A 13,827-nucleotide genomic window follows, 5' to 3' on the forward strand; every position below is an offset into this window, starting at 1 on the left:
CCACCTACATGGACAACCAAGAGATTGGTAAAAATATTGTTCGATTAAGAAAAGAACATGGATTGTCACAACGAGAATTAGCCGAACGAGCAGGTATTACACATAGCGCGATCTCTTCGATTGAGAATGCGAAGGTAAGCCCTTCAGTAAGTTCGTTGCAAAAAATAGTGAATGTTTTTTCTTTATCTCTTTCGGAGTTTTTCACACTTGAACAACCCAAAAGCGATGAAGTGAAGGTTGTCGTTGCACCTGAAGAGTTGGTTGAAATGGGCAGTGAGTCGGTTTCAATGAAATTGGTAACCAACGGCAGCAAAGAACAGGTAATTGGATTTTTGATTGAAGAGTATGCCCCCCACGGCACAACGGGTGCGGCGGAAATTAAACATGAAGGCGAAGAGATCGGCACTATTTTAGAGGGCGAAATCACTCTGGAATACAAAGAGCAATCTTTTGTCCTTAAACAAGGTGAATCGTACATTATTGATACGACGCAGCCGCACAAGTTCACAAATCACACAGACAAGGCTTGTCGAATGATAAGCGCGCATACGCCAACCACATTCTAAGTGGGCCTTGCCTTGTTGTGATAACAAGGAGAGCGTATGAAAACCCAAGAACAATGGATTGAACTGAGAAACAATCTAAACATCGAAAATCGTGCCTTTATTAATGGCGAATATAGCGCAGCTATCAGTGGAGAAACTCTAGATGTTGTTAACCCGGCTACCGACGAGACACTGACCCAGATAGCTCGTTGCCAAGAAGAAGATGTTGAGCTTGCGGTAACATGTGCTCGTCAAGCTTTCCTTTCTGGTGAATGGAGCAACAGCGCTCCGTCATATCGCAAAGCGGTACTCAGCCAATTTGCAACGCTGATTGACCAACATCGTGAAGAACTTGCGTTGCTGGAAACCCTAGATACGGGTAAGCCAATCAGCCATAGCCTTTCAACCGATATCCCTGGTGCTGCAAGTGCACTGCGTTGGTATGCAGAAGCCATCGATAAAGTGTATGGGGAAGTCGCGCCAACGGAACAAGATGTACACGCCTTTGTTTCTCATCAAGCTATCGGTGTTGTTGCAGCGGTAGTTCCATGGAACTTTCCATTATGGTTAGCTTGCTGGAAACTTGGCCCTGCATTAGCAGCAGGTAATAGCGTTATTCTTAAACCCTCTGAAAAATCTTCTCTCACTGCTATTTATATTGGTCAACTCGCCAATCAAGCAGGCTTACCACGTGGCGTTTTTCAAGTCGTTACTGGCTTTGGCCATGAAGCCGGTGATGCTTTAGCGAAACACCATGACGTCGACTGTATTGCATTTACGGGTTCCACTCGTATTGCTGGTCAATTAATGGTTCGTTCTGGTGAAACTAATCTTAAGCGTGTGTTTGCTGAGGCTGGTGGTAAGAATGCCAATATCGTATTTGAAGACTGCGAAGACCTCGATCGTGCAGCCGCAGAAACCGCTGGTGGTTGCTTCTATAACCAAGGCGAAGTCTGTGTCGCTGCAACTCGTTTATTAGTGCACGAAAGCATCAAAGATCGCTTTGTTGATAAAGTCATTTCTGCGGCTCAATCCTTTATGCCGAAAGACCCAATGGACACCTCATCTTCGATGGGAGCGCTCATCGATCAAGGTCACAAATCAAAAGTGCTTGAATATATAGAGCTTGGCCAAGCGGAAGGTGCAGTTCTTCGTTGCGGGGGTGATGTTGAAGGCAAAGGTGCATTTGTTGAGCCGACCATTCTTGATAACGTTGACAATAAAATGCGTGTCGCCCAGGAAGAGATCTTTGGTCCTGTACTTTGTGTTATCTCATTTAAAGATGAAGCTGAAGCCGTCGCAATCGCCAATGACTCAAAATACGGTTTAGGTGCGGCGCTTTGGAGCAATAACATTAACCGCGTACACCGTGTAGCTAAACAGCTTCAGGCAGGTTCTGTTTGGGTGAACAACTACAACGAAGGTGATATGACCGTCCCTTTTGGTGGGTTCAAAATGAGTGGTAACGGCCGTGATAAATCACTGCACGCCATCGAAAAATTCACAGAAACCAAAACCACTTGGATTCGCCTTCACCCTTAGCCTGCTGATGATTAATAAAGGAATATCACTATGAATAAGCATACGGATTCGTTTTACGCCCACTCTATCCCGAACATGCCAGAGTTCCCACAACTGCAAGACAACATTGAGTGTGATGTGTGTGTGGTTGGGGCTGGGTTTTCAGGTTTATCTTCGGCTCTTCATTTAGCCGAGAAAGGTTTTAAGGTAGTGGTACTAGAGAGTGCCAAAGTTGGTTTTGGAGCAACTGGTCGTAATGGTGGACAGATCGTCAATAGCTACAGCCGAGATGTTGATGTAATAGAAAGCCGTTACGACCAACCCCAGGCTAAAGCCCTGTGTGACATGATTTTCGAAGGCGGAGATGTCATTCGTGGCCTAATCGAAAAATACGATATTGAGTGTGACCACAAACGCGGTGGCCTATTTACCGCGCTAAACAAAAAGCAGTTAATAGGTTTAGAGCATCATAAGAAAAACTGGGAGCGATATGGTAATGACCAGCTCACCATGTTGGATGCTAGCCAAGTAGAAGAGGCGGTTGGTACTCAAGCTTACACCGGTGGCTTGCTTGATATGCGAGGTGGGCACATTCATCCGCTTAAACTCGCATTGGGGGAAGCCGCAGCATTTGTTTCTCTTGGTGGCCAAATTTTTGAGCAATCAGCGGTAACGTCCATTGAAAAAGGTGCGAATCCTGTTGCAAGAACAGCGAGCGGTAGCGTGAAGAGTAAATACTTGGTGTTAGCTGGCAACGCCTACTTAGGTGGGTTGGCTCCGAATATCAGTAACAAAGCCATCCCATGTGGAACTCAAGTCGTGGCGACAGAGCCGCTTACCGATGAGCAACTAAAACAGGTTTTACCAAGTGACTACTGCGTTGAAGACTGTAATTACTTACTGGACTATTTCCGATTGAGTGCCGACAAACGCTTGTTGTTTGGGGGCGGGGTGGTTTATGGCGCTCGTGACCCTCAAGACATTGAGTCTCTGATTCGTCCTAAGTTAGAAGGTATTTTCCCTCAACTTAAAGGTATCAAGATTGATTACACATGGACTGGTAACTTCTTACTTACCTACTCACGTATGCCGCAGTTCGGCGCATTCGACGACAATATTTATTATTTGCAAGGCTACAGTGGTCATGGAGTTACCTGTACTCACTTGGCTGGCAAGTTATTGGCAGAAGCCTTAACAGGGCATGCCGAACGATTTGATGCCTTCGCACAACTCAAGCACTACGCCTTCCCTGGTGGACGTCACTTCCAAATACCATTCACAGCAGTTGGCGCAGCGTATTACAACCTAAGAGATAAACTGGCTATCTAACCGGACGATAAGGAACATCCAATGAGTAGAGTAGTAAAATTCGCGGCCCTGCAACTGACCAAAAGCTGGGATCTGGAAGATAACCTAAATAAAGCTAAGCAAGCGATTCGTGAAGCTGCGAGTAACGGTGCCAATGTGGTTTTGCCGCAGGAATTGTTCGCTGCTCCTTATTTTTGTAAGAAGCAAGAAGCTAAGTATTTTGAGTTGGCTGAGGAAGTAGACAATTGTCTGTTGATAACAGAGATGAGTGCATTGGCAAAAGAACTCGGGGTCGTGATTCCAGTTAGTTATTTTGAAAAAGCGGGCAATACCTTCTTTAACTCATTAGTGATGATTGATGCCGATGGCACTGTGCTAGATAACTACCGCAAATCACACATCCCGGATGGTCCGGGTTATAGCGAAAAATACTATTTTAGTCCTGGAGATACTGGTTTCAAAGTATGGCAAACCCAGTTTGGTAAGTTCGGCGCTGGTATTTGCTGGGATCAATGGTTTCCCGAGCTTGCTCGTAGCTTAGCGTTACATGGTGCAGAAGCCATTTTTTACCCAACCGCTATTGGCAGCGAACCACAAGATCCAACTTTAGATTCTCGTGATCACTGGCAACGCACTATGCAAGGCCATTCCGCTGCAAACTTGGTTCCTGTGATTGCGTCTAATCGCGTAGGCACAGAATGTGATGATGGCATTGAAACCACATTCTACGGTTCTTCTTTTATTACCGATCATACTGGTGGCAAGTTGGCAGAAGCGCCACGTGATGAGGAAGCTATCATTTACGCGGAGATTGATTTAGCCGCAACGGCTCAAGCGCGTCACTCGTGGGGGCTGTTCCGTGACCGCCGCCCAGATCTATATGGCTCTGTGGGCAAACTAGCAGTTTAAAGGGGCAGACTATGCAGTTATCGACAACACCACTGCAAGATGGGTTCTACTTTCCAGCTGAGTTTCATCCTATTGAAGAAGTTTGGTTGGCTTGGCCAGAAAGACGAGACAATTGGCGTGATAACGCCCTTCCTGCCCAGCAAACATTCGCTAGCATTGCGAATGCAATAGCAGAAGTGACTAAGGTTTGTGTCGCCGTGAGTGCGAAGCAATTTGATAAGGCGAGAACATTGCTTCATTCAGATATTCGGCTTGTTGAAATCCCATTCAATGATGCGTGGATGCGTGATATTGGGCCCACAGTGTTGGTGAATCAAGACGGCGAGCGTCGTGGAATCAACTGGCAGTTTAACGCTTGGGGTGGTGACTATAATGGCCTCTATGAAAACTGGCAGCAGGACGACCTAGTGGCTAGCTCAGTATGTGACATTATCGGAATTGATCACTACAACGCCCCATTCGTTTTAGAGGGGGGCTCAATTCATACTGATGGCGAAGGTACGCTCTATACAACAGAAGAGTGTTTGCTTAGTCCGGGACGCAACCCTGAGTTGAATCAACAACAGATAGAAACACATCTCAAAGAATATCTAGGTATTGAAAAGGTCATTTGGCTGCCTAAAGGACTATTCGATGATGAAACTGACGGACATGTTGATAATTTGATGCATGTAATTGCCCCGGGGAAAGTGGTATTGAGTTGGACAGATGATCCATCAGACCCACAATTCGCATTATCTCGTCAGGCGGAACAAGTGTTAAAAGATCAATCTGATGCTAAAGGTCGAGAGATTGAAATCATCCGTTTACCGTTGCCAGGGCCTTTGCACTATAGCGAAGCAGAAGCAAGCGGAATTGATAAAAGTGATGGAATGACACGTGATGCAGGGGAAAGGTTAAGTGCTTCTTATGCCAACTTTCTTATCGCGAATGGTTATGTGTTTTTGCCATTGCTCGATGATAGAACTGACGAGCAGGCAATAAAAATATTGCGGCAAGCGATGCCTGAACATCAAGTCGTTGGTATACCAACGCGTGAGGTTTTGCTGGGTGGAGGTAACATCCACTGCATTACTCAGCAGATCCCTGCTTAGGAAAACCATTATTAAAACAATGAACTATTGGTTTTCTGCTTGGTAGGGTAACTATCAGTAGACGCCAAGGTAAAGCTGTCAAAAGGAATCCCCATGCAACAAATTACAAATCAATCATTGCTGTCGTTTATGGTGCTAAATCAAGACCAAGGTATTGCTGTAAGTAACCCCGCGACGGGTGAAATACTTGGTTATGCACCAGTGTCGTCTGAACATGACATTTTAGATGGGGTCGAGCGTGCAAGCTTCGCGCAAAAAGAGTGGGCTTTGCTGCCAGCCAAAACCCGTTCTGGTTTACTACAAAAATGGTATCAGTTGTTACTTGATAACAAGGAAGATCTCGGTCGCCTGATGACGTTAGAGCAAGGCAAGCCATGGGCAGAAGCACAAGGTGAGGTGTTGTACGGCGCAAGCTTTATCGAGTGGTTTGCTGAAGAAGCGAAGCGTACCTATGGTGAGACAATTCCAGCGCCAAGTAGCGACAAACGCCTTGTAACTATGAAACAACCTATTGGAGTAGCTTGTGCGATTACTCCGTGGAATTTTCCTATTGCAATGATAACTCGTAAGGCAGGTCCAGCACTTGCGGCTGGCTGTAGTTTTATTGTGAAGCCGTCTGAATCCACACCTTTATCTGCTTTTGCTGTAGCTGAGCTAGCATATCAAGCGGGCATTCCTCGTGATGTACTGCAAGTGGTATTGGGCGCGAATTCTCGTCAAGTTGGCGGTATTTTTACCTCACATCCTCTGATTCGTAAGCTCTCTTTCACGGGCTCTACGCAAGTTGGAAGAGTGCTGATGCAGCAAAGTGCAAACGACATCAAGCGAACGTCAATGGAGCTCGGTGGAAATGCACCATTTATCGTATTTGATGATGCAGATATTGATGCGGCTGTGCTTGGTGCAATGGCGTCTAAGTTTCGTAATGCCGGTCAAACTTGCGTCTGCGCTAACCGTTTTTATGTACATAACAAGGTGTACGATGAGTTTGTTGAAAAATTCGATGCAGCAGTGCAGCAGCTTAAAGTAGGCAATGGTCTAGAAGAGGGTGTAAATGTTGGTCCGGTAATCAGCGAATCAGCAAAACAAGGTATTCAGTCCCTCATTGACGGCGCAATCGAACAGGGCGCGAAACCAGTTACTGAGCCGAAAACTCTTGATGGTCTATTCATGCAACCTGTCGTTCTCAAAAACGTTACGCATGATATGGATATTATCTCGCAAGAGATCTTTGGCCCCGTCGCTCCTGTGATCAAATTTGATGATGACCAACAGCTTATCGAAATGGCTAACGACACTATCTATGGCTTAGCGTCTTACTTCTATAGCCAAAATATCCACCGTGTATGGAAGATAGCAGACGCACTGGAGTACGGCATGGTAGGAATTAACGAAGGCATGATCTCTACCGAGGTAGCCCCTTTCGGTGGAGTTAAGCAGTCCGGTATAGGGCGTGAAGGGGCAAAACAAGGTATCGATGAATACATGAGCATCAAATATCTCTGCTTTGGCGGCAACTAATCAAAGGACATGACAATGACAAATCAACAACTACATCAAAGAAGAAGCGAAGTTATCGCTCAAGGCATGGGCGCACTGTACCCACTTTATGTCGAAAAAGCAGAGAATGCTCACGTGTGGGATGTGGATGGAAATAAATATATCGACTTTGCTGCTGGTATCGCGGTAACGAATACAGGGCATGCAAATAAGCGTATCAACGAAGCGGTAAAGGCTCAACTGGATAACTTTTCACACACTTGTGCTATGGTGACGCCTTATGCCTCCTTTGTTGAACTGGCAGAAAAGCTCACAGAACTCGCCCCCGGTGACAGTGATAAAAAAGCGATTTTCCTGACAACAGGAGCTGAAGCGGTGGAGAATGCTGTGAAAGTAGCGAGAGCTCATACTGGCCGCAGTGGTGTGATTGCTTTTAAAGGTGGCTTCCACGGCCGTACTAATATGACCATGGGGCTAACTGGTAAAGTCGCGCCTTACAAAGCGGGCTTTGGCCCATTTCCAAATGAAATATTTCATGCACCTTACCCAAATGCTTTTCATGGCGTAAACACAGAACAAAGCCTGCAAGCGCTCGATGATTTGTTTGCGTGTGATATTGAGCCATCACGCGTGGCGGCGATAATCTTTGAGCCTGTGCAAGGTGAAGGCGGTTTCTATCAAGCCCCCGCGGAGTTTGCTCAAGGCCTGCGTGAGTTGTGTGACAAATACGGCATTATGCTTATCGCGGATGAAATTCAAACGGGCTTTGCGCGCACGGGTAAAATGTTTGCCACTGAATATCTGGGCATTGAACCCGACATGATAACAATGGCAAAAGGTATTGCGGGTGGTTTCCCTATCTCAGCAGTAGTGGGAAAAGCCGGTGTTATGGATTCGGCACTACCAGGTGGCTTAGGTGGTACTTACGCTGGCTCTCCGTTGGGGTGTGTGGCTGGTTTAGAAGTCCTAAAAATTATCGAAGAAGAGCAATTGTGTGCTAAAGCAATGGGCATTGGTGAGGTTGTGAATGCCCGTATGAGCAAGCTACAGGAATCGGTTCCAGCTATTGGTGAAATACGTACCACTGGAGCGATGATGGCTATTGAGTTTACTGATCCAGAGTCAGGCAAGCCATTGCAGGACTTAACTAAAGCGGTGATAGCGAAAGCACAAGAAAATGGTCTTATTCTGCTTTCGTGTGGTGTAAAAGCGAATGTAATTCGTCTGCTTCCACCATTAACTATTGAATCTGAAGTACTCAGCGAAGGCTTAGATAAGCTTGAGAAAATTATTCTGGAAGTTGTTTAGGATTTGAGTTAAGACATTGTATTTTAATATAAAGGTCATTGTAGATATTCTTTTCGTGCTTATAATGTCCCTTCCTGAAATGTATTTACACATTGAGGACGGGGCTGTGAATGAATAAGTAAGGCCGACATCATGTCGGCCTTTTTGTTTTCGCTTTTCTAGTTGGCGTGTACCTAGTTATTCATCGCCAGTTTGCCTAGCTTCATTGCAGCTGCATGGTGGCGGTGCATTAGTTGTTCCATGTCTACGCCAATCACAGCGCCATCGTTCACTCGCCACTTACCTGCAACCATCACTTTATCCGCTTGTTGAGCACCACAAAGTAGTAATGCGGCCAGTGGGTCGTGGCTGCCAGAAAAACGAATATCATCGAGCTTGAACATCGCGATATCGGCTTGTTTGCCAACCTCTAGTGTACCAATGTCGGTTCTGCCCATTGCCGCGGCAGAACCGGATGTCGCCCAGCGCAATGCATCAAAGTGTGAAACGTTGGCGGAACCATATTGCAGGCGTTGTAGATACATCGCCATGCGCACTTCGGCAATCATATTAGAGCCGTCGTTTGAGGCCGAACCATCCACACCTAGCCCGACTTTTACGCCTGCTGCTTCTAGATCGTTGTTTTTACAAATACCGGAAGCCAACATCATATTGGAAGTTGGGCAGTGACTGATACCAATGCCTGCTTTACCCAAACGTTTGATCTCTTCTGGATTGAAGTGAATACCATGAGCGAGCCAAGTGCGCTCGTTCAGCCAACCCACATCTTCTAGGTAATCAACTGGGCGCAAGCCAAACTTCTCTATACAGAAGTCTTCTTCATCGAGCGTTTCGCATAGGTGCGTGTGCATCATGACGTTTTCACGCTCACTGATCTTGGCGGTCTCTTTCATCAGGTCGGTAGTGACTGAGAACGGCGAACAAGGCGCGAGCGCGATTTGAATCATCGCCCCTTCATCACGCTGGTGGTAATCACGAATCAAGCGCTGGCTGTCATCAATGATGGTTTGTTCGGTTTGAATGGTGTGTCTTGGTGGCAATCCACCCTCATCTTCCCCTAGGCTCATGGAACCTCGGGTAAATATCGCTCTAACGCCCAGTTTCTCTGCGGCCTCGACTTGCAAATCAATAGCGTGCTCAAGCCCGTCTGGTAGCAAGTAATGGTGATCGGAAGCAGTGGTACAGCCCGACATCATCAGCTCAACCAGAGCAAGCTCTGTTGCGAGGCTCATCATCTCCGAATCGAGGTTGGCCCAAACTGGGTAGAGGCTTTGTAGCCAATGGAAGAGTTCTTTATTGAGTGCGCCGGGGTAGGCTCGCGTTAGGGTTTGATAGAAGTGGTGGTGCGCATTGATAAGCCCAGGAGTCACAACATGACGAGAGGCGTCGACGCTGTAATCTACGGGTAAGGTCGGCTCTTTGTGTTTGCCAACCAGTTCAATGATTTTATTACCTTTTATGACGATTCCGCCTTCTGCATCAGCCTGCGAGCCAGTGTAGATTGCGAGAGGATTCTTAATCCAGATGGTTTCCATTCATAGTAGTCCTTAGCCATCTCAGCCTTTTCAGGGAAGAGGGTCTTTATTTGGTATTTGTTGTTGAAAGATAAATTCAAATCAAGGGCGATGAGACATTCACTGTTATCGTTACGCCCGTGATTCTACGGAAATCGGTTTTACGCTCGTTAGCGATTTATCTAGTTCGTTTTTGGCTCAGGGTTATCTGATGCCGTTTGAACTTCAGTTTCTGTTGTTGCTTGTTGAATTTCTAATTGCTCGTTTGAGTGTAGTTCTTCTTCTGCTTGTTCTTTCATTTCTAGCTCAACTTGCGCTTGGCTTTCGGCTAACGCTTCTTGTTCTTCTGCGCGTGAAGATTTAGGCAATACAAGGTTAAGAACAACCGTCATGATGGTGCCAGTCGTAATGCCAGAGTGAAGGAAATTGGCCAAATCGTGTGGCAAATGTTGAAGCAATCTTGGTTCGAAGGTGACGGCTAAGCCAGACGCTAAACCTACACAGATTACTAAGGCATTTCGCTTGGTGTCTGCGGCCTTGATCAACATGCGGATACCCGCGTAAGCAATCATCCCGAACATCACAAAGCCCACACCACCCAAAACAGGTTTCGGAATCGTGACGGCAATAGCGGCTAATTTCGGGAATAAACCACCTAAAATTAACAAACCACCGGTTGCAGCTACTACATAGCGACTTGCTACACCTGTGATACCCACAATACCGACGTTTTGGCTGAATGACGCCAGTGGCATCGCTGTTAAAATCGAAGACAAGGTACTACCAAGACCATCGCCTAGCAGTCCACGTTTTAGATCTTTACCGCTGACTTGGGTTTGGCAGTTGTTGCCAAGCGCCATGAAGTCACCGGTTGCTTCAGCGATAACCACGATGTATACCAAGCTCATGCTGATGATGGCACTAGCAGAAAACGTAAAGCCATACTTAAATGGTTCTGGGCCACCGACCCAAGCAGCAGAGCTGATCTGCTCAAGATCGACCATGCCGAGTGACAGCGCCACAATGTAACCACCTGCTAGGCCAATCACGATAGCGGAGGCCGCAACCGCGCCTTTACAGTAAACCGATACGCCAATCACTATCCCCAAAGAGACCAGTGCGAGAAACAGTTTTGGTAGCGTGGCGAATTGTTCCGTGTTGGCAGGAGAATCGCCAACCCAGTTCATGGCAACCGGTAAAATGGTTAAGCCGATTAGGGTAACCACCACACCACTTACCACGGTCGGGAACAGCTTGCGAACCTTGTCCATGTAGAAGCTGGCACCAATTACCACGAATGAGCCGATAAGTGCTGAGCCCATGATAGCGGCGACACCACCTTCGTTACCGATGGAAATAGCCACACCTAAAAAGGCAAAGCTTGATCCCATTACAACAGGCAGTCGAATACCAACAGGGCCAAAACCGAGACATTGCGCGACAGTCACAATACCAGAAGCCAATAGCGCCGCATTGATCAGTGAAACGATCTCTGTGTTAGGTAGGCCGATAGAAGCACCGACAATAAGCGGGACAGCGACGATGCCACCAATCGAGGCGAGCATGTGTTGTAAAGCAAGTAGAAGGGTTAGCCCATGGGGCGGTCTTTCATTAAGGGTGTACAGAAGTTTCATTTGATATTCCTCTGCCTGCGTTTCCGTTTACAGGCGATTGGCGGTCAAATAATGACTTCTACAAACTGCGTAGGGTCATAAAAAAGTGCACTGAATCGGTAGGGTTTCTGCTCTCTCGTCATCAATGCAATTAGCTTTCTTAAAAATCATGTTGTTGCTTGGCTTGCGAACCAGCCAAGCAACGTTGTGAGCAATCAAGAAATGACTGCTCAGGAGCTTTAGGGTTAACCGATGAACACTAGCTTGGCGATGAAGATAGCCGCTAGGAAGTACATCGAGATAGACACATCTTTGGTTTTACCTGTCGCCAACTTAAGCACTGTGTAGGTAATGAAACCCAATGCGATACCGTTCGCGATAGAGAAGGTCAGTGGCATCATTAGTGCGGTAATCGCGGCTGGAGCACCGTTAGTGAAGTCTTTCCAATCGACGTGCTGCATGCTGCTCATCATCACGAATGCGACGTAAATAAGAGCACCAGACGTTGCGTAAGCGGGGATCATGCCTGCAAGTGGAGATAGGAAAATCGCCGCTAAGAACAACACCCCAACCACAATCGCAGATAGGCCTGTTCGTGCGCCTGCTGCAACACCGGCTGCACTCTCTACATAACTGGTTACTGGCGGACAGCCTACACACGCACCTGCCACGCTTGAAATACTGTCGGCTTTCAGTGCTTTGCTAAGACCTTCAATTTTGCCCGTTTCAGGATTAGTTAGGTTTGCGCGCTCTGCCACGCCCATCAAAGTACCTGCGGTATCAAACATGTTTACAAAAAGGAAAGCCAAGATAACGCTGATCATCGAAACATCAAGCGCACCCATAATGTCCATTTTTAGGAATGTAGGCGCTAAACTTGGTGGTGCTGCGAAGAAGCCGTTGTAATGCACTAAGCCAAGCATCATGCCGACAAGCGTTACACTCAAAATACCGATCAGTACCGCGCCAAATACTTTACGCTCACTTAGAACCGCAATAATCAAGAATGCGATAGCAGCGAGCAGAGCTTCAGGTTTAGTGAAGTCACCAAGTGATACCAAAGTAGCTGGGTTTTCGACGACAATGCCTGCTGTTTTTAAGCCAATCAGGCCTAAGAACAAACCAACACCCGCTGTCATGGAGTAACGCAGACTCACTGGTATACTTTCAATTATCCATTGGCGGACTTTGTAAAAACTCATCCCGACAAACAAGATACCGGAGATAAACACCGCACCCAGTGCCACCTCCCAGCTGTAACCCATTTCGCTCACAACCGTGAAAGAGAAGAAGGCGTTCAAGCCCATGCCCGGTGCAAGGCCGACAGGCCAGTTCGCGAATAAGCCCATTAACAAACAACCAATCGCGGCACCAATACAGGTAGCGACAAATACAGCCCCTGCATCCATACCTGAAGCGGCCATGATTTGTGGGTTAACGAAGATGATATAAGCCATGGTTGCGAAGGTGGTGACACCGCCGACTAACTCATTTTTTACGCTGCTTCCGTGTGCCTTAATCTTAAAGAGTTTCTCTAAAATTCCGTTGTTCGCATCTTGGTTGAGTATTTCTGTTTTACTCTCACTCATGTCTGCAAGTCCTTTTATGTTGTGATCCATTTATTGAATACAGCGAGATTTCAATATTAAGTTTTAAGGTTTTTCCTAGCTCTAACTCGTTATGAATAAGCTTTTCGTGGCTCACTTTTTAACTGTTAACGTTGTTAGTATTTTTATGTGAGCGTGCTTAATGAGCGCGCATCTTTTTAGATGCACGCATGAATCTGTTTATTATTGGGTGATAGAGCCTAGATCGGGATTCTAAGCATCGGGACTAACTGCCCCGATAAGTCGAGAAACTGTATGGTGAGACTAAAAGCGGAACGTGGTAGTGCGCATCGGGATCATCCAAGCCGAAGCGAATAACCACATCGTCTAGGAAAGGCACGCCATCCAATTCCACACCTTTGTTTTTGTAGTAGTCGGCTACATAGAATACCAATTGATATTTTCCCGGTCGGAATTCATTCCCAGCCAGAATCGGCGCATCGGTTCGGCCATCGGAGTTGGTGAGCACGGTCGCCAGCTTTTCTGTTGAGTCTTCGTTTACCTTATAAAGCTCTACCTTGATCTCTGCGCCAGGCAAGCCGTGTGTGGTGTCTAATACGTGTGTTGTTAATCTTCCCATAGTCCTTTAATAGCGCTTTTGGCGCTCCTCTGTTCCGTGGTTTATGTATCCATTTCGACCTTGCAAAAGAGTGCAACTGGTCACTTTGTTATCACTAACTATGTACGAACTGTACACAATTAGTAAAGCGAATTGTTGGAAAAATGTTGACTATTGTGTCTTTTTTTCTGGCTTTATAGATCCTGATTATCGTTTTTTGGTGAGATTGTGATTTGTTAAGTTATTGTTTTTAAATTACAAAAGTAACAAAATTTAACTTGAATAACAAAATCTTTACATTGAGATAAATAATTGTATACAATAAATGTACAGGGGTAAGGTTACTCGG

Annotated in this window: 11 protein-coding genes; 7 read left to right on the plus strand and 4 right to left on the minus strand. The window is 46.3% G+C overall.

Going from position 1 to position 13,827, the window contains the following annotated elements:
* Nucleotides 1-8 precede the first annotated feature (8 nt).
* The 7 genes from puuR to gabT all read left to right on the plus strand — a co-directional run bounded on the left by puuR (nucleotide 9) and on the right by gabT (nucleotide 8,185).
* Nucleotides 9-566, plus strand: coding sequence for an HTH-type transcriptional regulator PuuR (gene puuR / locus AB4274_RS16350; protein WP_017065011.1), 558 nt, complete (start codon nucleotides 9-11; stop codon nucleotides 564-566).
* Between the two features lie 36 nt (nucleotides 567-602).
* Entirely contained in the window at nucleotides 603-2,087 is a 1,485-nt protein-coding gene (locus tag AB4274_RS16355) for an aldehyde dehydrogenase (RefSeq protein ID WP_372112632.1), read from the plus strand.
* Nucleotides 2,088-2,117: 30 nt separating this feature from the next.
* The gene (locus tag AB4274_RS16360) at nucleotides 2,118-3,395 is read left to right on the plus strand and encodes an FAD-binding oxidoreductase (protein ID WP_017065009.1); all 1,278 of its coding nucleotides are present in this window, start codon (nucleotides 2,118-2,120) and stop codon (nucleotides 3,393-3,395) included.
* Between the two features lie 21 nt (nucleotides 3,396-3,416).
* Nucleotides 3,417-4,283: an N-carbamoylputrescine amidase gene (aguB, locus tag AB4274_RS16365; RefSeq protein ID WP_017067340.1), complete on the plus strand. Its 867-nt coding sequence runs from the start codon at nucleotides 3,417-3,419 to the stop codon at nucleotides 4,281-4,283.
* A gap of 11 nt (nucleotides 4,284-4,294) precedes the next feature.
* Nucleotides 4,295-5,377 (plus strand): agmatine deiminase, encoded by a 1,083-nt coding sequence (gene aguA / locus AB4274_RS16370; RefSeq protein ID WP_017065007.1) that lies wholly within the window; start codon nucleotides 4,295-4,297, stop codon nucleotides 5,375-5,377.
* 93 nt (nucleotides 5,378-5,470) lie between these two features.
* Nucleotides 5,471-6,898: an NAD-dependent succinate-semialdehyde dehydrogenase gene (locus tag AB4274_RS16375; protein WP_372112634.1), complete on the plus strand. Its 1,428-nt coding sequence runs from the start codon at nucleotides 5,471-5,473 to the stop codon at nucleotides 6,896-6,898.
* A 15-nt stretch (nucleotides 6,899-6,913) separates the two neighbouring features.
* Complete coding sequence (gene gabT / locus AB4274_RS16380) at nucleotides 6,914-8,185, plus strand: 4-aminobutyrate--2-oxoglutarate transaminase (protein WP_372112636.1); 1,272 nt, start codon at nucleotides 6,914-6,916, stop codon at nucleotides 8,183-8,185.
* A 173-nt stretch (nucleotides 8,186-8,358) separates the two neighbouring features.
* Here gabT and AB4274_RS16385 read toward each other — a convergent pair whose 3' ends face one another.
* The 4 genes from AB4274_RS16385 to uraH form a co-directional block, all read right to left on the minus strand.
* Nucleotides 8,359-9,720 carry an 8-oxoguanine deaminase gene (locus AB4274_RS16385; RefSeq protein WP_017067339.1) on the minus strand — a complete coding sequence of 454 codons (1,362 nt, stop codon included), beginning with the start codon at nucleotides 9,718-9,720 and terminating at the stop codon, nucleotides 8,359-8,361.
* A gap of 161 nt (nucleotides 9,721-9,881) precedes the next feature.
* Complete coding sequence (locus tag AB4274_RS16390) at nucleotides 9,882-11,333, minus strand: nucleobase:cation symporter-2 family protein (RefSeq protein ID WP_269994009.1); 1,452 nt, start codon at nucleotides 11,331-11,333, stop codon at nucleotides 9,882-9,884.
* Between the two features lie 224 nt (nucleotides 11,334-11,557).
* Nucleotides 11,558-12,901: an NCS2 family permease gene (locus AB4274_RS16395; RefSeq protein WP_016795479.1), complete on the minus strand. Its 1,344-nt coding sequence runs from the start codon at nucleotides 12,899-12,901 to the stop codon at nucleotides 11,558-11,560.
* A gap of 244 nt (nucleotides 12,902-13,145) precedes the next feature.
* The gene (gene uraH / locus AB4274_RS16400; protein WP_017071967.1) at nucleotides 13,146-13,499 is read right to left on the minus strand and encodes a hydroxyisourate hydrolase; all 354 of its coding nucleotides are present in this window, start codon (nucleotides 13,497-13,499) and stop codon (nucleotides 13,146-13,148) included.
* Between the last annotated feature and the right edge of the window lie 328 nt (nucleotides 13,500-13,827).

It is taken from the genome of Vibrio sp. 10N.261.55.A10 (assembly GCF_041470825.1).
Taxonomy (GTDB): domain Bacteria; phylum Pseudomonadota; class Gammaproteobacteria; order Enterobacterales; family Vibrionaceae; genus Vibrio; species Vibrio crassostreae_C.

What these genes read in the sequence shown, in the direction of transcription:
- puuR (WP_017065011.1), top strand. Translation starts at nt 9, where the DNA reads ATGGACAACCAAGAGATTGGTAAAAATATTGTTCGATTAAGAAAAGAA.
- AB4274_RS16355 (WP_372112632.1), top strand. Translation starts at nt 603, where the DNA reads ATGAAAACCCAAGAACAATGGATTGAACTGAGAAACAATCTAAACATC.
- AB4274_RS16360 (WP_017065009.1), top strand. Translation starts at nt 2,118, where the DNA reads ATGAATAAGCATACGGATTCGTTTTACGCCCACTCTATCCCGAACATG.
- aguB (WP_017067340.1), top strand. Translation starts at nt 3,417, where the DNA reads ATGAGTAGAGTAGTAAAATTCGCGGCCCTGCAACTGACCAAAAGCTGG.
- aguA (WP_017065007.1), top strand. Translation starts at nt 4,295, where the DNA reads ATGCAGTTATCGACAACACCACTGCAAGATGGGTTCTACTTTCCAGCT.
- AB4274_RS16375 (WP_372112634.1), top strand. Translation starts at nt 5,471, where the DNA reads ATGCAACAAATTACAAATCAATCATTGCTGTCGTTTATGGTGCTAAAT.
- gabT (WP_372112636.1), top strand. Translation starts at nt 6,914, where the DNA reads ATGACAAATCAACAACTACATCAAAGAAGAAGCGAAGTTATCGCTCAA.
- AB4274_RS16385 (WP_017067339.1), bottom strand. Translation starts at nt 9,720, where the DNA reads ATGGAAACCATCTGGATTAAGAATCCTCTCGCAATCTACACTGGCTCG.
- AB4274_RS16390 (WP_269994009.1), bottom strand. Translation starts at nt 11,333, where the DNA reads ATGAAACTTCTGTACACCCTTAATGAAAGACCGCCCCATGGGCTAACC.
- AB4274_RS16395 (WP_016795479.1), bottom strand. Translation starts at nt 12,901, where the DNA reads ATGAGTGAGAGTAAAACAGAAATACTCAACCAAGATGCGAACAACGGA.
- uraH (WP_017071967.1), bottom strand. Translation starts at nt 13,499, where the DNA reads ATGGGAAGATTAACAACACACGTATTAGACACCACACACGGCTTGCCT.